12 protein-coding genes are annotated in these 22,373 nt (G+C 75.8%); all 12 read left to right on the forward strand.

What is annotated here, in order from left to right; genetic code table 11:
• The coding region (locus tag AQJ30_RS24595) for a phosphopantetheine-binding protein (protein ID WP_159052385.1) at positions 1 to 591 on the forward strand (591 nt) is incomplete at its 5' end.
• A gap of 94 nt (positions 592 to 685) precedes the next feature.
• The gene (locus AQJ30_RS24600) at positions 686 to 1,486 is read left to right on the forward strand and encodes a thioesterase II family protein (RefSeq protein WP_067238054.1); all 801 of its coding nucleotides are present in this window, start codon (positions 686 to 688) and stop codon (positions 1,484 to 1,486) included.
• 70 nt (positions 1,487 to 1,556) lie between these two features.
• Positions 1,557 to 2,609, forward strand: coding sequence for a TauD/TfdA family dioxygenase (locus AQJ30_RS24605; RefSeq protein WP_067238055.1), 1,053 nt, complete (start codon positions 1,557 to 1,559; stop codon positions 2,607 to 2,609).
• Positions 2,543 to 4,444 (forward strand): non-ribosomal peptide synthetase, encoded by a 1,902-nt coding sequence (locus tag AQJ30_RS24610; RefSeq protein WP_245727088.1) that lies wholly within the window; start codon positions 2,543 to 2,545, stop codon positions 4,442 to 4,444. The genes AQJ30_RS24605 and AQJ30_RS24610 overlap by 67 nt, the downstream gene beginning before the upstream one ends.
• Positions 4,441 to 8,985, forward strand: a complete 4,545-nt coding sequence (locus AQJ30_RS24615; protein ID WP_067238058.1) for a condensation domain-containing protein — start codon at positions 4,441 to 4,443, stop codon at positions 8,983 to 8,985. Before AQJ30_RS24610 ends, AQJ30_RS24615 begins: the two co-directional genes overlap by 4 nt.
• 205 nt (positions 8,986 to 9,190) lie before the next feature.
• Positions 9,191 to 16,588 carry a non-ribosomal peptide synthetase gene (locus AQJ30_RS24620; protein ID WP_079084275.1) on the forward strand — a complete coding sequence of 2,466 codons (7,398 nt, stop codon included), beginning with the start codon at positions 9,191 to 9,193 and terminating at the stop codon, positions 16,586 to 16,588.
• Between the two features lie 3 nt (positions 16,589 to 16,591).
• A complete protein-coding gene (locus AQJ30_RS24625) occupies positions 16,592 to 16,795 on the forward strand; it encodes an MbtH family protein (RefSeq protein WP_067238060.1) in 204 nt (67 codons plus the stop codon).
• A gap of 237 nt (positions 16,796 to 17,032) precedes the next feature.
• Entirely contained in the window at positions 17,033 to 17,581 is a 549-nt protein-coding gene (locus AQJ30_RS24630) for a cobalamin-dependent protein (protein WP_067238062.1), read from the forward strand.
• The gene (locus AQJ30_RS24635) at positions 17,578 to 18,870 is read left to right on the forward strand and encodes a methylaspartate mutase (RefSeq protein ID WP_067238065.1); all 1,293 of its coding nucleotides are present in this window, start codon (positions 17,578 to 17,580) and stop codon (positions 18,868 to 18,870) included. Before AQJ30_RS24630 ends, AQJ30_RS24635 begins: the two co-directional genes overlap by 4 nt.
• Positions 18,871 to 18,884: 14 nt before the next feature.
• Entirely contained in the window at positions 18,885 to 20,012 is a 1,128-nt protein-coding gene (locus AQJ30_RS24640; RefSeq protein WP_245727090.1) for an asparagine synthetase A, read from the forward strand.
• The gene (locus AQJ30_RS24645; protein ID WP_067238068.1) at positions 20,009 to 21,409 is read left to right on the forward strand and encodes a glutamate synthase-related protein; all 1,401 of its coding nucleotides are present in this window, start codon (positions 20,009 to 20,011) and stop codon (positions 21,407 to 21,409) included. Before AQJ30_RS24640 ends, AQJ30_RS24645 begins: the two co-directional genes overlap by 4 nt.
• Positions 21,406 to 22,335: a 3-oxoacyl-[acyl-carrier-protein] synthase III C-terminal domain-containing protein gene (locus tag AQJ30_RS24650; RefSeq protein WP_067238071.1), complete on the forward strand. Its 930-nt coding sequence runs from the start codon at positions 21,406 to 21,408 to the stop codon at positions 22,333 to 22,335. The genes AQJ30_RS24645 and AQJ30_RS24650 overlap by 4 nt, the downstream gene beginning before the upstream one ends.
• The last annotated feature ends 38 nt before the right edge of the window (positions 22,336 to 22,373 follow it).

Genomic DNA, 22,373 nt, shown 5'->3' on the forward strand with positions numbered 1-22,373 from the left:
GCGCTGCTGAAACACCCTCACATCACCCAAGCCGCCCTCACCCCCACCACCAGCCCCACCGGCGAACCCTGCCTCGCCGCCTACCTCACCACCCCACCCGGAACCGACCTGGACACGCGGGAGGTGCGGTCCTGGCTGCGGGACCGGCTGCCGCACTACATGGTCCCGGCCGCCTTCACGGTGCTGGAGCGGCTGCCGTTCACGCCGAACGGCAAGCTGGACGTGCGGGCGCTGCCGGCCCCGCGGTTCGCGGTCGGTGAGCAGGGCCGGGCGCCGGGCACCGACCGGGAGCGGCTGTTGTGCGAGCTGTTCGGGGAGGTGCTCAACACCGGCCGGCCCGTCACGCTCGACGACGACTTCTTCGACCTCGGCGGCCACTCCCTCCTCGCCGCCCGCCTCACCCACCGCGCCAACCACACCCTCGGCACCCACCTCACCATCCGCGACGTCTTCCAGGCACCCACCGTCGCCGACCTCACCACCCGTATCGACGCGATGCGGGCGGGTCCGGACGGCGGACCGGCAGGCCGGCGTGCCCGGCCGGCCCTGCGCCGGCGGACGTCGGCGGGGGCGCTGCTCCCGCAGTCCTGACGCCCGCCCCGTACCGCTCATCCCTGCGTGCCCCTCCCCCGTGTCCGTCCCCTGTGTTCCGCCGTGTCCATCCCTTGTGTGAACGGAGTCCGAGATGAGTCATGCCCTGCCCGCGCCGTGCCCGGACGAGGACGTCGTCTGGCGGCTGCCCGAGACGGGTTCCGGGCACCGGCTGTCCCTGCTGGTCCTGCCCCACGCCGGCGGCAACGCCCACGCGTACGCCCCGTGGCGGGACGCCCTGTCGGCCGAGGTGCGGCTGCTGATCGGCCAGTACCCGGGGCGCGGCGCGCGGTTCGCCGAGCCGCTGCCCACCACGATGGCGGACCTCGCCGGCCCCGTGGTGCACGCCCTCCCGGCGGACGCCGACGACCTGGTGGTCCTCGGGCACAGCATGGGGTCGCTGGTGGCGTTCGAGGTGGCCCGCGCGCTGACGGCGGCCGGCCGCCCCCCGCGGGCCCTCGTCGTGTCCGCCTGCCGGGCGCCGTTCCTGCCCAACCCTGCGAAGGTGTACCCGGACCGGCTCACCGACGACGAACTGGTCGCCGCGATCAAGGAGCGGGGCGGCACCGAGGACGGCGTCCTGGACGAGCCCGAGCTGCGCGAGATCGTCCTGCCGTCCCTGCGCGCGGACTTCGCCCTGGACGACGACTACCGCCACGAGGGGCCCGCCCGGTCCCTGTCCTGCCCGGTGACGGTGATCGGCGGCCGGGAGGACCCGATCGTGCCGGTGTCCGCCCTCGGCCGCTGGTCCGAGGTGACCGACGGGCCCTGCTCGACCGCGACCCTGCCCGGCGGCCACTTCTACTTCCAGCAGCAGGGCGAGCGCTTCTTCGGCCTGCTCGAGGACGTCCTCGACCGGGCGTCCGCCGCTGCCGGCCGGGGCGCCCTGGTCTGACACCGCGCCGTCCCCCGCCCGCCCCGCACACCCCACCCGCGTCACCGCTCCCGACACCTGAGGAGATGTCATGCCCACCGCCCCCAACGGCTCCGTAGTGGACCTCGACCTGGTCCGCACCCCCGGCGCGCCCGTCGTCCTGCGTGCGCCCGAGCTGTCCGACCTGGACAGCGCCCTCGACTGGCTGCGCGCCCACCGGACGGCCGTCAAGGAGGAACTGCTGCGCTCCGGGGCCCTGTTGGTGCGCGGCCTGCCGGTCCGGTCGGCCGCCGACTTCGCCGCCGCCCGCGACGTGCTGATCGAGCAGCGGGCCGGTTACAAGGAGAAGGCCACCCCCCGTACCGACTTCGGCGAGGGGGTCTTCTCCTCGACCGACCTGCCGGCCGTGCAGCCGATCCGGCTGCACAACGAGAACAGCTACACGCTCGACTTCCCCGGCACCCTGCTGTTCTGCTGCCTCACCGCGCCCGAGGAGGGCGGCGCCACGACCGTGGGCGACATGCGGGAGGCGCTGCGGCAGCTGCCGCCGGAGCTCAGGGAGCGCTTCGAGGCGGCCGGCTGGCTGCTGGTGCGCAACTTCTCCGAGCTGGCCGGACTGCCCTGGTACAAGAGCTTCGCGACCGACGACGAGGCGGAGGTCGAGGAGTACTGCCGGCAGAACACGATCGGGCACGAGTGGCTGGAGGACGGCGCGCTGCGCACCCGTCAGGTCCGCTCGGCGGTCGTCACGCACCCGGTGACGGGCGAGCGCGTCTGGTTCAACCACTTCGCCTTCTGGAACGAGTGGACGCTCGACGAGGACATCCGCGAGGTGCTCACCGAGACGTACGGTCCGGACGGCCTGCCGTTCGCCACCTACCTGGGGGACGGCTCGCCGCTGACCCGTGAGGAGGTGGACGCGGTGAACGCGGTGTACGACCGCGTCACGGTCCGCGAGACCTGGCAGCCGGGCGACCTGATGCTGGTGGACAACATCCTGTGCGCGCATGGCCGGGAGGCCTTCCGGGGCGACCGCAGGATCCTCGTCGCGATGGGCGACCCGGTGTCGCTGGACGCGTGCAGTCCGACGGTGTCCCCGGCGACGGGGACGCAGGCCGGTTCCCGCACCACGAGCGGGCGGTGACGGCGATGACGGTCATGACCGCCGTGCGTCCCCGGCCGGCCCTCGCCGACGACGACCTGATCGCGCGCTTGGCGCGCGTGCCCGCGGACCGGATCGCCGTCGTGGCGGCCGACCGCACCCTCACCTTCGGCGCGCTGCGCGCCGAGGCCGCCCGGATCGCCCGCCGCCTGGCGGCGCGGGGCGTCGGCCGGGAGAGCGTGGTGGCGCTGGGCCTGCCGCGCGGCGCGGACCTGGTGAGCGCGCTGATCGGCACGCTCACCGCGGGCGCCGCCTATCTGCCGGTCGACCCGCGGCTCCCCGCCGAGCGGCGCCGGCAGCTCGTGACGGACGCGGCGGCCGACCTGGTGGTCGGCGGGTCCGGCGAGGAGGCGGCCACGCAGGTGCCGTTCGCGGAACTCGCCGCGGCGGACGGCCTCGACGAGGACCCCGCGGGTCCGGTGCCGGTGCCCGGTGACGCGCTCGCGTACGTCATCTTCACCTCCGGCTCCACCGGCCGCCCCAAGGGCGTGGAGATCACCCGGGCCGCCGCGGCCGCCCTGCTCACGGAGCTGGAGTCGCCGGCCACGGGCATCGTGCGGCCCGGTCCGGGACGGGTGGGCTGGAACGCCTCGCCGTCCTTCGACGCCTCGGTGCAGCAGTGGGTACGGCTGTGCCGTGGCGACACCCTGGTGATGATCGACGAGGAGACCCGCGCCGATCCCGACCTGCTCGTGCGCTGCGTCGAGGAGCAGCGGCTGACGGACCTCGACATCACCCCCTCGCACGCCGACCCGGTGATCGACCGGCTGGCGGCGTCCACCGCGCCGGCCGCGGAAGGCGAGGGCGGTCCGCTGACGCTGCTCATCGGCGGCGAGGCGATCAGTCCCGCCCTGTGGCGCCGCATCGCCGGGCACGCCGACGCGGGCCGGCTGCGCGCCGTCAACCTGTACGGCCCGACGGAGTGCACGGTCGACGCGACGGCCGGCTGGATCGGCGCGGACGCGGCCCCGCACATCGGCCGTCCGCTGCCCGGACTGCGCGCCCGCCTGCTGGACGAGGGGCTGCGGCCGGTCCCCGACGGCACCCCAGGTGAGCTGTACCTGGCGGGCCCGCGGGTGGGCCGCGGCTACCGCAACCGTCCGGGGCTGACCGCCGAGCGCTTCGTGGCGGACCCGGCGGGCGGGGCCGGTGAGCGGATGTACCGCACGGGCGACCGCTGCGTGCGGCGGTCCGACGGGCGGCTGGAGTACCTGGGCCGTGGTGACGGGCAGGTCAAGCTGCGCGGCCACCGGATCGAGCTCGGCGAGATCCGCGCCCGGCTCGCCGCCCACCCGTCGGTGGCGGAGGCCGTGGTGGTCCTCGTGGACGACCTGCACGGCGCCCCGGGCCTGGTGGCGTACTACCGGGCCGCCGCGCCGCTGACCACCGACGTACTGCGCGACCACCTGGCGGCGCGCCTGCCCGCGTACATGGTGCCGTCCGCGCTGGTCGCCCTGGACCGCTTCCCGACCACCGCCAACGGCAAGCTGGACCGGGCCGCCCTGCCGCTGCCCGAGCCGCCCGAGGAGACCCGTGGGTCCGCCGCCGACCTGCCCGCCGGGCGGGCCGAGGAGCTGATCGCGCGGGTGTGGTCGTCCGTGCTGGGCGTGCGCACGCTCACCGCCGACAGCAACTTCTTCAAGCTGGGCGGCCATTCGCTCCTCGCGATCAAGCTGGTGTCCCGCGTGAAGGCCGAACTCGGCGTGAGCCTGCCCGTGAAGACGGTCTACGCCCACCCGCGGCTGCGGGACCTGGCCGCGCGGATCGAGGGCGCGCTGGCCGAGGGCGCGGCCGACGGGGCGGGGGTGCGCACATGATCCCGCTGTCGTACGCGCAGCGGCGGCTGTGGTTCCTCAACCGCCTCCAGGGACCGTCGGCGGCGTACAACGCGCCGGTGGTGCTCCGCCTGGACGGCGTGCCGGACCCGGTCGTCCTGGAGGCGGCCGTGCGGGACGTGGTGGCGCGCCACGAGACCCTGCGCACCACGCTGCCGGCCGGCCCGGACGGCGAGCCGTACCAGCGGATCGCGCCCGCCGGCGCGCCCGTGGACGTCGCCGTGGTGGAGTGCGGCGGCGACGGAGTGGACGCGGCGGTGCGGGCCTTCGTGCACGAGCCGTTCGACATCTCCCGCGACCTGCCGCTGCGGGTACGGCTGTTCACCGGTGCGGACACCCGTAGGGCGGCCCTGGTGCTGCTGGTGCACCACGTCGCCACCGACGGCTGGTCCGTGCGCCCGCTCCTGCGCGACCTGGCGGAGGCCTACGCCGCCCGTGCGGCGGGACGCGCACCCGGCTGGGAGCCCCTGCCGGTCCAGTACGCCGACTACTCCCTGTGGCAGCACGACATGCTCGGCGACGCCCAGGACCCGACGAGCGTCGCCGCCGAACAACTCGGCCATTGGAAGGAGGCGTTGGCAGGTGCCCCCGCGGTGCTGGACCTGCCGTGCGACCGTCCGCGCCCGGCCGAGCCCAGCGGTCGGGGCGCGACGGTCACCGCACGCCTGGACCGGGACACGCACCGGCGGCTGGCCGCCGTGGCCCGCGGCCGGGGCGCGAGCCCGTTCATGGCGGTGCAGGCCGCGCTGGCGGTCGCGCTCGGCGCGGTGGCCGGCACCGAGGACGTCGCGGTCGGCACGGCGGTCGCGGGCCGGCCCGAGGAGGACCTGGCCGACCTGGTCGGCTTCTTCGTCAACACCCTCGTCCTGCGCACCGACCTGTCCGGCACCCCTTCCTTCACCGACCTCCTGACCCGGGTCCGCGACACGGACCTCGCGGCCTACGCCCACGACGACCTGCCCTTCGACCTCCTCGTCGAACACCTCAACCCCGAACGCTCCCTCGCCCACCACCCCTTCTTCCAGGTCATGCTCACCCTCCAGACGGCCCCCGAGGAGGCGCGGGGGCCGTCCCTCGGCGGTCTCACCGCGCGCGTCGAACCGGTGGAGCTGCGGACGACGAAGTTCGACCTGACCTTCTTCTGCGCGGAGTTGCCGTCCGCCGACGGACAGCAGGGCGGCCTCGACGTCTGGCTCCAGTACGCGACGGACCTGTTCGAGGAGCCCACGGCCCGGCTGCTGCTCGACCTGTTCGTGCGCACGCTCACGGCCCTGGCCGACGACCCCTCGGCCCCGGCCGCCGCGCCCCTGCGCCCGGCGGAACAGCGCGCCCTGCGGGAGCTGCCCGCCCGTACGGGGAGCGCCCCCGCCGGTCCGGCGGGCCCGGAGACGGACGGCGCCGCCGGGGCGGGGGACCCGGTCGATCCCCGGGTGGAGATCCTGTGCGGGCTCTTCGCGGACCTGCTGGGCCGCGACCGGGTCGGCCCGCACGACAACTTCTTCCGGATCGGCGGCCATTCGCTGCTGGGCATCCGCCTCACCCACCGCATCCGCACCGTGCTCGGCGCGTCCCTGACGATCCGCGACCTGTTCCTCGCGCCGACCCCGCACGCCCTCGGCCGGCGGCTGTCCGGGCCCGACGGCGCCACCGTCCCGCCGCTGACGCCGTACCGGCCCCGCCCGGCGGTGCTGCCGCTGTCGCACGCCCAGCGCCGCCTGTGGCTGGTCGACCAGCTCCAGGGCTCAGGGCCCGCCTACAACGTGCCGGTGGTGCTCGCCCTGCGCCGGCCGCTGGACCCCGACGCGCTGCACGCCGCCCTGGGGGACGTGGTGGCCCGCCACGAGATCCTGCGGACCACGTACACGGCGTCCGGCGGGCGCCCGCAGCAGACCGTGCACGCGGACCCGGCCGTCCGGCACCGCCATGTGCGCACCACCGCCCAGGAGTTGACGGAGCGGATCGACCTCGACACCCGGCACCCCTTCGACCTGGCCGCCGAACCGCCGCTGTTCTCCCGCCTCTACACGGACGAGCACGGCTCCCAGACGCTGGTGCTGGTGCTGCACCACATCGCCGCCGACGGCTGGTCCCTGGACCGGCTCCTCGACGACCTCGACACCGCCTACCGGGCGCGGGCCGAGGGCCACGCCCCGGGCTGGGCGCCGCTGCCGGTGCAGTACGCCGACTACGCCCTGTGGCAGCACGAGATCCTCGGCGACGGCGCCGACCCCGACAGCCTCCTGTCGCGCGAGACCGCCCACTGGAAGCGGGAGCTCGACGGCGCGCCCCAGCTGCTCGACCTGCCCACCGACCGGCCCCGGCCGGCCCGGCCGACGCAGCGCGGAGCCCTCGCCCCGGTGGCCCTCGGGCCGTCGGCGCACGAGGCGCTGGTCCGCGTCAGCACGCAGAACGACGCCACGCTGTTCATGACGGTGCACGCCCTGCTGGCGGTCACCCTCACCCGGCTCGGCGCCGGGCACGACCTGCCCATCGGCACCGTGACGGCCGGGCGGAGCGATCCCCGACTCGACCGGCTGGTGGGCTTCTTCGTCAACACCCTGGTGCTGCGCACCCGCACGGACGGCGATCCGACCTTCCGTGAACTCCTCGCCCGGGTCCGCACCACCGACCTCACGGCCTACGCCCACGACACCCTGCCCTTCGACCTCCTGGTCGAACACCTCAACCCGCACCGCACCACCAGCCACCACCCGCTCACCCAGGTCGTCCTCCAGGTCCACCCCGCCCCGGCGGGCGCCACCGCCGGGCCGAAGCCGCTGGACGGCACCCCCGTCCCCGTGGACACCGGCCGGGCCAAGCTCGACCTGACCCTGGCCCTGCACGACCGGCGCGACGCCGACGGCAGGCCCGCCGGACTGGACGGCGTACTGGAGTACGCCACCGACCTCTTCGACCCCGGCACCGCCCGCCTGATCGTCGAGCGCTTCGTGAGCATCGCCGAGGAGGTCGCGGCCGATCCCGACCGGCGCGTGGCGGACCTGGGGCTCACCGGCCCCGGCACGGACGGGAACGACGGGAGCACCGAGGGCGCAAGGGCGTACGAGCGCCCCGTGCCGACGCTGACCGACCTGTTCGACGCCCGCGCGGCCGCCGCGCCGGACGGCCTCGCCTCCCCCGTCGGCCACGACGGCGCACCGGTGACCCGCGTCGGACTGGCCTCGCGGTCCCTGCGGTTGGCCGAACGGCTGCGGCGGCGCGGGGTGCGGCCCGGCGCGCTGGTGGGCCTGCGCATGGCTCCCGGGGAGCCGCTGGCCGTGGCCGTGCTCGCGGTGCTGCGCTGCGGGGCCGGGTACGTCCTCGGCGACGCGGCCGTGGCGCGGGACGCCGGGGCCCACCTGGTGCTGACCGAGGCGGACGTGGTGACGGAGGCCGAGGTCCCGGCACCGGACGCCCCGTACGCCGGACGGGCACGCGGTGACGACGTCGCCTGCGTCCACCACGTCATCGGGCCCGACGGCGCCCCGGCCCCCGTGCTGGTCACGCACCGGGCGCTGGCCGCCGCCGTGGGCCGGGGCGCGACCGGGGCGGCCGACGCGCCCGTCACCTCGGCCGACTTCTCCCTCGCCCTGTGGTCCGCGCTGCTCGGTGGCCCCGCCGGTGCGGCGGACGGCGACGAGCGGGCGGACCGTGGCGAGGTGACCCGTACGACGGACGGCGCCGGTCCGGTGCGGTTGCTCGACACCCGTCTGCGGCCCGTGCCCGACGGGGTGCCGGGAGAGGTGTACGTACCGGCATCAGGGAGCGTGTACGGCGTTCCGGGCCGGGCCGGCACCACCTCCGTCACCGTCGTGCCCGATCCGCTGGGCGCGCCCGGCGCGACCTTGCTGCGGACCGGACGGTGGGCGCGGCGCACCGCCGACGGGACGCTGCGGTTCCTCGGCCGGCCCGGTGAGCGGGTCCGGGTCTCGGGGCTGCCCGTGGACACCGGGGCGGTGCGGGCGGCCCTGCTGCGCCTGCCGGACGTGGCGGACGCCGTGGTGACCGTCCGTCCGGGCGGGTCCACCGTCACGGCGTACGTGGTCCGCGCCCGGACCGCGCGGCCGGGGGCGGACGTGGACGAGGCCGCCGTAAGGGCGGCCCTGGCGCGGGAGGTGCCGGAGTACGCGGTGCCGTCGGCGGTCGTCACGATGCCGGCGCTGCCGCGCACACCGGACGGCCGCGTGGACCTGGCGGCGCTGCCCGCCCCCGGGTCCGCGGCGCGCTCCTCGGACGGCGCGGGGGACGATCCGCGAACCGAGGTGCTGCGCGGCCTGTTCTCCGAGGTGCTGGGCGGCCGCCCGGTGGCGGCCGGGGACAACTTCTTCCGCGTCGGCGGCCAGTCCCTGCTCGCGGTACGGCTGGTCAACCGGGTGAGCTCCGTGCTCGGGGTGCGGCTGAGCCTGCGCGACGTGTTCCAGGCACCGACCCCGGCCCGGCTCGCGGAACACCTCCGCACGGCCGGTGCCACCGAGGCCGCTCCGCCGCCCCTGCGGCGCCGTGCCCGCGCCGGCGCCGGCCGGTAGCACCCGCCACGCGCCACGCGCACGGGGGAGGCGGACCCACTGCCGGGTCCGCCTCCCCGCGCGTGCGGGCACCGGGAGGCGGCACCCGGCCGCCCCGACTGCCGCCCCTCCACCTGCCGCTGCTCCTGCCGTTCCGGGTCCGTCGCCGTACCTAGCCTCGTCACAGCGGCAGCCGTCGCCCGTCGAACCGTCAGGAGGAAGCGCGATGCCCCCATCCGGCACCACGGTGACCACGACCGCCGGCGCGCCCGGCCGGGCCGCGCCGCGGCCGTCCGCCGTCGTGGACGGCGGCGCACCGGCCGTGCGGCCCCGCCCCGTGCTCGACCTGATCGCCGCGCACGCCGAGGCCATGCCGGACCGCACCGCCGTGGTCGACGCCTCCCGCCCGGGGGTACGGCTGACGTACGGCGAACTCGCCGACGCGGTCGTGCGCAAGGCGGAGCGGCTGCGGGAGCAGGGGGCCGGCCCCGGCCGGCTGGTGGCCGTCCGCCGGCCGCGGGGCATCGAGGCCGTCACCGCGATCCTCGCGACCCTGCACGCCGGCGCCGCGTACCTGCCGCTCGACGTGAACGCCCCCGCGGCCCGCACCGCCGCGATCCTCGCCGACGTGTGCGCGGCCGGGGCCGATGAGCTGTCCGGCCCGTGCGGCACCTTGGGCGGTGAGCCGGCCGAGCCGCCGGTCGCCCGCCCCGGCGAGACCGTGCTGCCCGGCCACCCGGTGCCCCCCGGTACCGCCTACGTCATGTACACCTCGGGCTCGACCGGGACGCCGAACGGGGTGCCGGTGGGCCGGGAGGCGCTCGACCACTTCGCCACGGTCGCGGCGCGCGCCTACGGCATCGGCGCCGACGACCGGGTCCTGCAGTTCGCGCCGCTGCACTTCGACGCCAGCGTCGAGGAGATCTTCGTGACGCTGTGCGCCGGCGGCACCCTGGTGCTGCGCGGCGAGGACATGCTGGACGTGCCGGCCCTGACCGCCGGGTGCGCCGCGCACGGCATCACCGTGCTGGACCTGCCCACCGCGTACTGGCGCCAGCTGACCGAGGTGCTGGCGGACGGCACGGCCGCGCTGCCGGAGTCGGTGCGCACCGTCCTGATCGGCGGCGAGGCCGCCCTGCCCCAGCACGTCACCCGCTGGTGCCGTGCCGTGGGCGACGGGGTCCGGCTGCTGAACACGTACGGGCCGACGGAGACCACGGTGGTCGCCACGGTCGCCGACCTGACGGGCCACCCGGGCGGCCCGGTGCCGATCGGACGGCCGCTGCCGGGCGTCCGGGCCGCCGTCGTCGAGGGCGAACTCTGGCTCCAGGGACCCACGGTGGCCGACGGCTACCTCGGCCGTCCCGCGCTCACCGCCGAGCGCTTCACCACCCTCGACGGCGCGCCCGCCTACCGCACCGGGGACCTCGCCGGGCTCGCGGCGGACGGCCAGCTGCTGCACCGCGGACGCCGGGACGACGAGGTGAAGATCAGCGGGCACCGCATCGATCCGGCGGCCGTGGAGACGGTGCTGTCCGAGCACCCGGCGGTGCGGGAGGCGGCCGTGGTCGCCCCGCTGCTGCCGGGCGGGGACCGCGCCCTGGTCGCCTTCGTCGTGCCGTCACCCCGCGCGGCCTGCGCCCCGGCCCCCACGGCGACCCCGGCCCCGCTGCCCGCGGACCTGGCCGAGGACCTGCGCGCCCACCTGGCCGACCGGCTGCCGCCGCAGGCCGTGCCCGGCGCGCTGCACGGGATCGCCGCGCTGCCGCGCACCAGCACCGGCAAGACCGACCGGGCACTGCTGCGCCAGGTGCGGGTGAACGCCGCTCCCCCGGCACCGGTCCCGCCCATCGAGGAACTTCCCGCCGTCGACGCCGACTTGAGCTCCGACGACGAGCGCGTCCCCCTGTCGTACGCGCAGCGCCGACTGTGGTTCCTCAACCGGCTGGAGGGGCCCTCGGACACCTACAGCGTGCCCGTGGTGATCCGTCTGGACCGGGTGCCGGACCCGGGGGCGCTGGAGGCGGCCGTGCGGGACGTCGTGGCGCGCCACGAGAGCCTGCGCACCACGCTGCCGGCCGGCCCGGACGGCGAGCCGTACCAGCGGATCGCGCCGGCCGACGCCCCCGTGGACTTCGCCGTCGTGGCGTGCGGGCGGGACACGGCCGAACAGGATGCGCGGGTCGAGGAGTTCACCGCCGAGCCGTTCGACATCACCCGCGATCTGCCGCTGCGGGTCCGGCTGTTCACCGGGTCGGACTCCGCCACCGACGGCTCCGACGCCTCCGGCTCGGTCCTGGTGCTGCTGCTGCACCACGTCGCCACCGACGGCTGGTCCCTGCGCCCCCTGCTGCGCGACCTCGTCGACGCGTACACGGCCCGTACGGAAGGACACGCGCCCGCCTGGGAGCCCCTGCCGGTCCAGTACGCCGACTACACCCTCTGGCAGTACGACATGCTGGGCGACCCGCACGACCCCGCGAGTGTCCTGGCCCGCCGACTCGACTTCTGGCGCGGGACGCTGGAGGGGCTGCCGGACGTCACGGACCTCCCGGCGGACCGGCCGCGGCCCGCCGAACCCACCTTCCGGGGCGCCACGTCGGGCGCCCGGCTGGACGCGGGGACGCACGCCCGGCTGCTCCAGGTGTGCGCCGCGCACGGGGCGAGCCTGTTCATGGCCGTCCACACGGCGCTGGCGGTCGCCCTCGCGACGGCCGGGTGCGGCGAGGACGTCGCCGTGGGCACACCGGTGGCGGGCCGCTCCGACGAGGCGCTGGACGACGTGGTGGGCTTCTTCGTCAACACCCTGGTGCTGCGTACGGACCTGTCCGGCGCGCCCTCCTTCACCGACCTCCTCGCCCGGGTCCGCGACACGGACCTCGCGGCCTACGCCCACGACGACCTGCCCTTCGACCTCCTCGTCGAACACCTCAACCCCGAACGCTCCCTCGCCCACCACCCCTTCTTCCAGGTCATGCTCACCCTCCAGACGGCGTCCGGCGCCCAGGACGGGGTGCGGCTCGGCACGGCCGAGGGCGAGGTGCTGCCGGCCGGGACGGAGACGGCGAAGTTCGACCTCAGCGCCTCCTGCGTGGAGGTGCGGGGTGCCGACGGCGCCGCGGAGGGCATGGAGGTGTGGCTGCAGTACGCCTCCGACCTGTTCGAGGAGCCCACGGCCCGGCTGCTGCTCGACCTGCTGGTCCGCGCCCTGACGGCCCTGGCCGACGACCCGTCGGGGCCCGCCGCCGCGCCGCTGTCCGAGGACGAGGCGCGCGGGCTGCGCGAGCGGCGCGAACGGCTCGCCGAAGCCGCCGCCTCCCGGGGCCCCGACACCCTGACCGCCGCGCCGGGCGGCACCGACTGCCGCACGCCCGGCGAGGAGATCCTGTGCGGCCTGTTCGCCGACGTCCTCGGACGTGAACAGGTGGGCCCCGAGGACAACTTCTTCCGCATCGGCGGTCATTCGCTGCTCGGCATCCGGCTGATCCACCGCGTGCGCACGGTGCTGGGTGCCTCCCTCACCGTCCGCGACCTGTTCCTCGCCCCGACGCCCCGCGCGCTCGCCCGGCGGGTCGACGGCGACAGCGGAACCCGGCTGCCGTCCCTGACCCCCTACGTGCCGCGCCCGGCGGTGCTGCCGCTCTCCCACGCCCAGCGGCGGCTGTGGTTCATCGACCAGCTCCAGGGGCCCGGCCCCGGCTACACCATCCCCGTGGTGCTGCGCCTCGACCGGCCGCTGGACCCCGCCGTCCTCGCCTCCGCCCTGGACGACCTGACCGGGCGGCACGAGACGCTGCGCACCACGTACGCCGCCACCGACGGCCGTCCCGCCCAGCGGGTGCACGCGCACCTCGTCCCGGACTTCGCCCACCACCGCACCACCGCCGAGGAGCTGGCGGGCCTGGTCCAGCGGGACACCCGCCACACCTTCGACCTGGCCGCCGAACCGCCCCTGCGCTCGCGCCTGTACACCGACGAACACGGCTCCCAGACGCTGGTGCTGGTCCTGCACCACATCGCCGCCGACGGCTGGTCCCTCGACCGGCTCCTCGACGACCTCGCCACCGCCTGCGAGGCCCGCGCCACGGGGCGGGAGCCCGCCTGGGAGCCGCTGCCGGTGCAGTACGCCGACTACGCCCTCTGGCAGCACGACGTCCTCGGCGACGGCGCCGACCCGGACAGTCTGCTGGCCCGTGAGACCGCCCACTGGCGCGCGGTGCTCGACGGCGCGCCGGACGTCCTCCAGCTGCCCGCCGACCGGCCCCGGCCGGCCGAGCCCAGCGGCCGCGGCGCGGCGCTGCCGCTCGCGCTGGACGCGGACACCCACCGGGCGCTGGCCCGCGTCGCCGCCCGGCACGACGCCACGCTGTTCATGACGCTGCACGCCCTGTTCGCCGTCACCCTCAGCCGCCTGGGCGCCGGGCACGACCTGCCCATCGGCACCGTCACCGCCGGGCGCGCCGACCCCCGGCTCGACGGGCTCGTGGGCTTCTTCGTCAACACGCTGGTGCTGCGCACGGACGTGTCGGGCGGGCCGCGCTTCTCCGAGCTCCTCGAGCGGGTGCGCACCACCGACCTCGCGGCCTACGCCCACGACACCCTGCCCTTCGACCTGCTCGTCGAGCACCTCAACCCGCAGCGCACCACCGCTCACCACCCCCTCACCCAGGTCCTCCTCCAGCTGCACGCCGCACCGGCCGGCACCGCCGCCGGACCGCGGCCGCTGGACGGCACGCCCGTGCCGTTCGCGACGGAGTTCACCAAGTTCGACCTGACGCTGGCGCTGCACGACCGGCGCGACACCGACGGACGGCCCGCCGGTCTCGACGGTGTGCTGGAGTACGCCACCGACCTCTTCGACGCCGCGACCGCCCAGGTGGTCACCGAGGTGTTCACGCACCTCGCCGCCCAGGTCGCCGCCGACCCCGAGCGGCGCGTCGACGAGCTCGACGCCCTGACGCCCGCGCGGCGCCGGACGCTGGTCGACGCCTACAACGACACGGCGGTGCCGGGACTGCCGGAGCGCTGCACGCACGAGCTGTTCGAGGAGCGGGCCCGCCGCACGCCCGACGCGCCGGCCGTCGTGTTCGGCGACACCGAGCTGACGTACGCGGAGCTGAACCGGCGCGCCAACCGGCTCGCGCACCGCCTGCTGGCCGCCGGTGTCCGCGAGGGCGCCCCGGACGGCGACGCGGCGGTGGGCGTCCTGATGGACCGCACCGACCACCTGGTGGTGGCGACGCTGGCGGTGCTCAAGGCGGGCGCGGCGTACGTGCCGGTCGACCCGAAGCTCCCGCCGGCCCGCGTGCGCATGATCATGACGGAGACCGGGGCTCGGGTCCTGCTCACCGACACGGTCCTGGCCGACGGTGACGCCGTGCGCGCGGAGGCGGGGGCCGGCACCACGGTGCTCGTCGCCGAGCGCCCCGCACCGCACGAGCAGGAGGTCCCGGACACCGATCCCGGGCTGCCGGTGCCCGTGGAGTCCCTGATGTACGTCATGTTCACCTCGGGCTCCACCGGCCGCCCCAAGGGGGTCGGCGTCACCCACCGCAACGTGGTCCAACTGGTCCTGGACCGCTGCTGGGACGCCGACCACCACCGCCGGATGCTGGTCCACTCGGCGTACGGCTTCGACGCCTCCACCTACGAGTTGTGGGTGCCGCTGCTGCACGGCGGCTGCCTGGTGGTGGCGCCCGGCGACGGCGCGGACGTCGCCGAGCTCGCCCGCACCGTGGAGCGGCACGAGGTGACCGCCGCGTACTTCACCATGGGCCTGTTCCACATCATGGCCGACGAGGGCCTGGACACGCTGGCCCGGCTGCGCGAGGTGTGGACGGGCGGCGACGTGGCCTCCCCGGTCGCCCTGCAGCGGGTGCTCACGCACTGCCCGGACACCGTGGTCGTGCACTCGTACGGACCGACGGAGGCCACGTTCGCCTCCCACCACCAGCGGTTCGCGACGACCGGCGGCGACCGCGAGCTGCCCGGCGTGTTCCTCGGCCGGGCCATGGACAACACCCGCGTGTACGTGCTGGACGAGCGGCTGCGGCCGGTGCCGCCCGGTGCCACCGGCGAGATGTACCTGGCCGGCTCCCACCTGGCGCGCGGCTACCTGCGGCGCTCGGCGCTGACCGCGGAGCGGTTCGTCGCCGACCCGTTCGACCCGGACGGCGGCGGGCGCATGTACCGCACCGGTGACCTGGTGTCCTGGACGGCCGACGGTGAGCTGCGCTTCCTGGGGCGGGCCGACGGGCAGGTCAAGCTGCGCGGGTTCCGCATCGAACCCGGCGAGATCGAGGCCGCGTTCGCCGCGCACCCGGCGGTCGGCCAGGCCGCGGTCCTGGTCCGCGAGGACCGGCCAGGCGACAAGCGGCTCGTCGCCTACGTCGTGGCCCAGCAGGGCGCCGCGCTGGACGAGACGGAGCTGCGCACGGCGGTCGCCCGGGCGCTGCCCGCGCACATGGTGCCGTCCGCGGTGCTGGTCCTGGACCGGCTGCCGCTGACCGTCAACGGCAAACTGGACCGGGCCGCGCTGCCCGCCCCGATCCGGATCGCGGCGGCGGACGGCCGGGCCGCCCGCAACGCCCGCGAGGAGGTGCTGTGCGGCCTCTTCGCGGAGGTGCTCGGCATCGACCGGGTCGGCATCGACGACAACTTCTTCGACCTGGGCGGCCATTCGCTGCTCGGGGTGCGGCTGATGAGCCGGGCCCGGGCCGTCCTCGGCGTCGACCTGACCGTGCGCGACCTGTTCCGGGCACCGACCGTGGCGGGACTGCTCGACGACGGCGCCGGCGACGACAGCCTGGGGGTGCTGCTCCCGCTGCGCGAGGCGAAGACGGGCTCGGCGCTGCGTCCCCTGTTCTGCGTGCACCCCGGCTCCGGCATGGGCTGGCCCTACGCGGGCCTGGCCCGGCACCTGCGCGGCGGCCGCCCCCTGTACGCGCTCCAGACCCGGGCACTCAGCCGCCCCGACTACCGGGCCGCGAGCATCGAGGAGATGGCCGCGGACTACCTGGAGCACGTCCGCCGGGTGCAGCCGGAGGGCCCCTACAGCTTCCTCGGCTGGTCGTTCGGCGGGTACGTCGCCCACGCGATGGCCACCCGGCTCCAGGACGCCGGCGAGCGGGTCGAGGTGCTGGCGCTGATGGACGTCTACCCGATGCCCCCCGAGGACGTGGGCCGGCCGCTCACCGACCGGGAGATCCTGCAGATCCTGGTCGGCGTCGACGAGGACGCCAAGGACGAGGACCTGCGCTTCGACCCCGCCGGGACGGCCCGGCTGCTGCAGGAGCGCGACCCGGTGCTGGCCGGCTTCAGCCACGCCGAGGTGACCCGCCTGGTCGGCACCTCCGTCAACCACGCCCACCTGATGCGCCACCACCGGCTGCGCCGCTTCGACGGGGACCTGCTCTTCTTCACGGCCGACCGGCACCGCGACACCACGTCCTTCACCGCCGAGCAATGGACCCCTTATATCGGGGGCCCGATCGAGAACCACCGGATCGATTCCGCCCATTTGAGGATGGCCGAACCGGAATCGCTGGAACACATCGGCCGCGTGCTCGACGAAAGACTTTCCCGCACCTCGTCCACCGTCTCCCACACACAGCAGAGGAACTGAACCATGACGAATCCGTTCGACGACAACGACGGCACGTTCCTGGTCGTGGTCAACCACGAGGACCAGCACTCCCTGTGGCCCTCCTTCGCCGCCGTGCCCGCCGGCTGGACCGTCGTCCAGGGTGAGAGCAGCAGGCAGGAGGCGTTGGACTACGTGGAGGCGCACTGGCGGGACATCCGCCCGAAGAGCCTCCTCGCGCAGTACTGAACCCCTTCCCGGCCGGCGGCCGGCGGTGCCCCAGGGCGCCGCCGGCCGCCTTTTCCTTTTCCGCTCCGGCGTTTCCCGGCCCCCGACTCTCTTGTCCCGACGGCACTTTCCCACTGCCGCACTCCTGCCGCTCCAACTACCGTTCCGGAACCTGCTCAACTCCTATATTCAAAGGGCGAGATGAGAGATCGAGAGATCGAGATGAGAGATCATCCCCTCCCCCGGAGAGAGCATTCCATGGTTCATTCGCAGCACGGCCTCCACGTTCTGGTGTGCGGCGGCGCTTCCGACGCGCACACCTGGAACCTGGTCTGCCTCCAGCTCCTGCTCGAGGAGGCGGGCCACCGGGTGACCAACCTCGGCCCCTGCGTTCCGGAGGAGCTGCTCGCCCGGGAGTGCCTGACGCACCGTCCGGACGCGGTGGTGATCGGCAGCGTCAACGGACACGGGTACCAGGACGGTCTGCGGGCCGTGCGCCGCCTGCGGCGCGAGCCGTCGCTGGCGGCCGTCCCGGTGGCCCTCGGCGGCAAGCTGGGCGTGGCCGGGGGGCGTGACGCCGCGGCCGCCGACGCGCTGCGCGCCGCGGGCTGCACCGCCGTGTTCGACGACGGGGACCTGGACGCGTTCCGCGGCTGGGTGGACGAGCTCGCCGGCCCCCGGGAGCCGACCTGTGCGACCGCCGACCGCGGTGCCCGGACGGGTACGACCGCCGACCGTCCGACCGCCGACCGCGGTGCCCGCACCCGTGCCACCGCGGGCGCGCCGACCGGGGGGAGCCGCGCATGAGCACCGGTCCCTCCCCCGCCGCCGTACCGGCCTCGCCGTTCGGACGGTTCGTCGCCGAGGCGGCCGCGGGCGGACGCCTGGTGGTGCAGCCCCGCATGGGGTTCGGTGACCCGGGCCTCATGCGCCACGGACTGGAGCGCACGCGGTTCGCCGCCGCCACCACCGTCGGCACCCTGACCCTGGACAGCTACACCCGGCTCGGCGACCACGCCGCCGTGCGCCGCGCCCTGCGCGCTGGGCTCCCGCTGAACGGCTACCCGCTGGTGGACCTGCCCGCCGGGCGGACCCGCCGGCTGCTCGACGGCCTGCTCGGCCCGGACTTCCCCGTCCAGGTGCGGCACGGTTCCGCCCGCCCCACGGCCATCGTGAAGGCGATGACGCGGGCCGGCCTGGACGCCACCGAGGGCGGTCCGGTGTCGTACTGCCTGCCCTACGGCCGCACACCGCTGCGCGAGTCGGTGGACCACTGGGCGCGCGCCTGCGAGCTGCTGACCCGGCTCGTCCCGGCGCCGCGCCTGCCGCACCTGGAGACCTTCGGCGGCTGCCTGCTGGGCCAGCTGTGCCCGCCCGCCCTGCTGGTCGCGGTGAGCGTCCTGGAGGCGCTGTTCTTCACCCAGCACGGCATCCGCAGCGTCTCGCTCAGCTACGCGCAGCAGACCCACCCCGGGCAGGACGAGGACGCCCTGCTGGCGCTGCGGCAGCTGGCCGCCCGCTTCCTGCCGCCCGGCACCGACTGGCACCTGGTGCTCTACACGTACATGGGGGTGTTCCCGCGCACCGGCACGGGCGCCCGGCGGCTGCTGGAGGACTCCGCGCGCCTGGCGGTGCGCACGGGCGTGGAGCGGCTGGTCGTGAAGACCGCGGCCGAGGCGCACCGCATCCCTTCGGTCGCGGAGAACGTCGGCGCGCTGGAGTCGGCGGGCACCGCGGCCGAACTCGCCGCCGCCCGGCAGCGGGACGGACGGACCGCGCGGCCCGTGCCGCCGGCCGACTCCGAGGTGCACGCCGAGGCGCGGGCCCTGGTGGAGGCGGTGCTCAGCCTCTCCCCCGACGTCGGCCTGGCGCTGCGGACCGCGTTCGCGCACGGCCTGCTGGACGTCCCCTACTGCCTGCACCCCGACAACGCGGGCCGCGCCCGCAGCGTCGTCGACGCCTCCGGCCGGCTGCGCTGGTCGTCCGTGGGCGCGATGCCCCTCACCGCCGACGGCCCGCCGGGCGGCCACGAGGTCATGACCTCGGCAGGGCTGCTGACCGCCCTGAACAGCGTGGCACTCCGATACGACCGATGAGACCGGGAGTCAAGATGAACCACACGGCCGTCATGCACGGTCCGGCCCCCGCCGGCCCCCACACCGGCGCGGACACCGAGGCGCGCGCGGGGGTGCCCACCGCGTCCACCACGCCCACCACGCCCACCACGCCCACCACGTCCTCCGCGGCCCCCGCCGGCGGGCCCGCCGGTCCGCCGGACCCCGCGCGGCACCTGGCCTCGCCCCGGCTGCGGTCGGCGATGCTGGTGCAGCAGGAGGCGCTGGCCGCGGCGCGGGACCACCTGCGCGGCCTCGGCTTCGTCGAACTGCTGCCGCCCCTGCTGGGCCCGGTGACCGACCCGGGCGGCCGTGGGGCCAAGGCCCTCGACGTCGACTACTACGGCCGCCGCTACAAGCTGATGACCAGCGCCATCCTCTACAAGCAGGCGTCCCTGCACGGCTTCCCGAAGCTGTTCTACGTGGCGCCGAACGTCCGGGTGGAGCCGCCCGAGACGGCCGGCACCGGACGGCACCTGGTGGAGTTCCACCAGATCGACGTGGAGATCGCGGGCGCCTCCCGCGAGGACGCCATGGACACCGCGGCCGGTCTGCTGCGCCACGTCGTCGAGCACGTCGTCGAGCGGGTGCCGGAGGAGCTGGCCGCCCTGGGCCGCGACCCCGGTTTCTTCTCCGCCCTGCGCTCCGCGCCGTTCGACCGGCTGCCGCACGCCGAGGCGGTGGCGCGGCTGTGGGACGACGGCCGTGCCCAGAACCCGGACGCGGAGATCGACTGGGCGGGCGAGGAGGCCCTGTCACGGGCGGCCGACCGGCCGTTCTTCATCACCGACTACCCCAAGGGCTCCCGCGGGTTCTACGACCGCGAGGACCCGGAACGCCCGGGCTCCCTGCGCAACTTCGACCTCATCGCGCACGGCGGGTTCGGCGAACTCGTCAGCGGCAGCGAGCGCGAGGCCGACTACGCCACGATCGTCACGCGGATGCGCGAGAGCGGGGAGAACCCCGCCAAGTACGCCTGGTACCTGGACGCCGCCCGCGAAGGGCTGCCCGCCAGCGCCGGGTTCGGCATGGGGCTGCAGCGCCTGGTCCGCTTCCTCACCGGCCTGGACGCCCTGTGGCAGGTCACCGCCTACCCGAAGCTGCCGGGGGTGATCGCGCCGTGACCGCCGCACACCGGGAGGGCACCGGCCCGGACTCCCTGAGCGCCGCCGGGTTCCCCGAGGACGAGGTCCGCGCCCGGGCCCGCGCCGGCACCGCCGCGGTCTTCCCGCCGGTCGACGCCTACGGCAACGCCCTGTTCGGCGCCGGGAGCGGGTCCTCGGGGCCGCACGCTCCGTCCGCCGACGCGCTGGACCGCGCCCGTCTGGTGCCGCCGGTCTTCATGCCGCAGCGGCTGGAGAAGCTCGTCGAGCTCGGCCGGGAACCGGTGTACGACGACGTCGACCTTCGCACGAACGTCGGCGGGTTCGCCTCACCGCTGCCCCTGTTCCTGTCGGCCTTCGGCTCGACCCGGGCCGGCAGCGGCGACCTGGCCCTGGCGGCGAGCGTCCAGGCGGGACGGCTCGGCATCCCCATGGTGCTGGGCGAGAACATGGTCCCGGTCCACGGGTACGCCGGCCCCGCCGACGGCACCCTCCCGGCGCTGGCGGCCCGCATCCGGGCCTACGCGGACGCCTCGGACGGCGCGTCGGGCGGTGTGGTCGTCCAGCAGAGCACCGAGGACGCCGACGCCGAGGTGTGGAACCTGCTCTACAGCGACCCCGCGCTGCGGCCGCTGGTGGAGTCCGGGCGGCTCGGCTTCGAGCTGAAGATCGGCCAGGGCGCCAAGCCCGGCCTCGGCGGGATGACCGTGGTGGACCGGGAGGCGGCGGACCGGCTGTCCGACGCCTTCACCGTCCGCGACGTCTTCGGCGCCCCGGTGGCCGCCCGGCTGCGCTGCGCGACGCCCGGCACGTTCACCGAGGAGATCGTGCGCCAGCAGGTCCGCTTCATGCGCAACAACTTCCCGCGCGCCCGGGTGTGGGTGAAGCTGCCACCGGGCCGTGACGTCGCCCTGGCCGCGCGCACCGCGTGGCAGGCCGGGGCGGACGCCGTCACCGTCGACGGCGCCGAGGGCGGCACCGGCTGGGCGCCGCGCGCCTTCCTGGACCAGGTGGGCCTGCCACTGGCCGAGTGCCTGCGCCGGATCGGCACGCCCGAGGGCTGCCTGCTCGTCACCGGGCGCTTCCACGAGGGCGGCCGCACCGTGCGGGCCCTCGCCCTGGGGGCCCGGGCCGCCGGCCTGGGCCGGGCCGCGCTGCTGGCCGTCGACGAGGACCCCGCGCACGGGCTGGTCAGGCTCGCGGAGAGCATCGCCCTGGAGTGCCGCCTGCTGATCAGCGCCCTCGGCAGGTACGCGCCGTCCGCGCTCACCGCGGAGGACGTGTGGTGGCCGGAGGACCCCGCGGCCACGGCACCTGGGTCCGCCGCGGACACCGCCACCTCCCCGTACGCGCCCACCCCGGTCGGCGCGGCCCCCGTCCGCCCGTCCGTCCCCCACCGAGTCGGAGGCCCCGCATGACCGCCCTCGTCGAAGTCGGCTGCCACCTGCCCGGCTCCTCCGTCCCCGTCGACGTCGTCGGCGCGGAGGCGGGCGCCGAGGAACGGCAGATGTGGACCTTCCGCCGGTTCTACGGCCTGCGGGAGGTGCGGCGGGCGCCCGACCAGGGCCTGCGCGACACCCTCGGCGCGGCCGTCGCCTCCCTGACCGCCCTGCCGGGCAACGAGCACCGGGTGACCCACGTGCTGTACGCCCGTACGGTCTCCCAGGTCGCGCCGGCGGGCGAGGCACCGCTGGAGGACGTGTGCGCGGCGGCCGGGCTGAGCCGGGCGGTGGCGTTCACGCTGACCCAGCACGGCTGCGCCACCGGCCTGCTCGCCCTGGACCTGGCCGGCCGGCTGCTCGACGCCGACGGCGACCCCGACGCGCTGGCGATCGTGCTGACCGGGGAGAAGACGTTCGGCGCCGCGCTGCAACTCATCCCCGAGAGCACGGTGATGGGCGAGGCGACCGCCGCCGCGCTGGTCGCCCCGCACGGACCGCGCGACCGGCTCCTCGGCTACGCCTGCCGCACCGAGGGCCGCTACGCGGAGGACTTCCCGCCGCACGCGCTGAACCCCTCGTTCCTGAAGGACCACAACACCCTGCTCGCCGCCACCGTGCGGGAGGCCGTCGAGGCGGCCGGCGTCACCCTCGACGACCTGGCGCTGGTGCTGCCGCACAACGTGAACCGGCTGTCGTGGTCCTGGACCTGCCGCGAGCTGGGCCTGCCCCTGGAGAGGGTCTTCCTCGACAACATCCCGGTCACCGGGCACTGCTTCACCGCCGACCCGTTCGTCAACCACGTGCACGCCCGCGCCGCCGGCCTGCTGCGCCCCGGCGACCTGTACCTGATGGCCGCCGTCGGCCTGGGCGCCACGTTCTCGGCGGCGGTCCTGCGCCACTGAACGCCCCCCGGGCGCAGCCCCGTTCCTCCCCCTGACCT

The sequence above is a fragment of the Streptomyces longwoodensis genome (assembly GCF_001514125.1).
Lineage (GTDB): Bacteria > Actinomycetota > Actinomycetes > Streptomycetales > Streptomycetaceae > Streptomyces > Streptomyces longwoodensis.

Coding starts and splice junctions, on each gene's coding strand:
- AQJ30_RS24600 (WP_067238054.1), top strand. CDS start 686: ATGAGTCATGCCCTGCCCGCGCCGTGCCCGGACGAGGACGTCGTCTGG.
- AQJ30_RS24605 (WP_067238055.1), top strand. CDS start 1,557: ATGCCCACCGCCCCCAACGGCTCCGTAGTGGACCTCGACCTGGTCCGC.
- AQJ30_RS24615 (WP_067238058.1), top strand. CDS start 4,441: ATGATCCCGCTGTCGTACGCGCAGCGGCGGCTGTGGTTCCTCAACCGC.
- AQJ30_RS24620 (WP_079084275.1), top strand. CDS start 9,191: ATGCCCCCATCCGGCACCACGGTGACCACGACCGCCGGCGCGCCCGGC.
- AQJ30_RS24625 (WP_067238060.1), top strand. CDS start 16,592: ATGACGAATCCGTTCGACGACAACGACGGCACGTTCCTGGTCGTGGTC.
- AQJ30_RS24630 (WP_067238062.1), top strand. CDS start 17,033: ATGGTTCATTCGCAGCACGGCCTCCACGTTCTGGTGTGCGGCGGCGCT.
- AQJ30_RS24635 (WP_067238065.1), top strand. CDS start 17,578: ATGAGCACCGGTCCCTCCCCCGCCGCCGTACCGGCCTCGCCGTTCGGA.
- AQJ30_RS24640 (WP_245727090.1), top strand. CDS start 18,885: ATGAACCACACGGCCGTCATGCACGGTCCGGCCCCCGCCGGCCCCCAC.
- AQJ30_RS24650 (WP_067238071.1), top strand. CDS start 21,406: ATGACCGCCCTCGTCGAAGTCGGCTGCCACCTGCCCGGCTCCTCCGTC.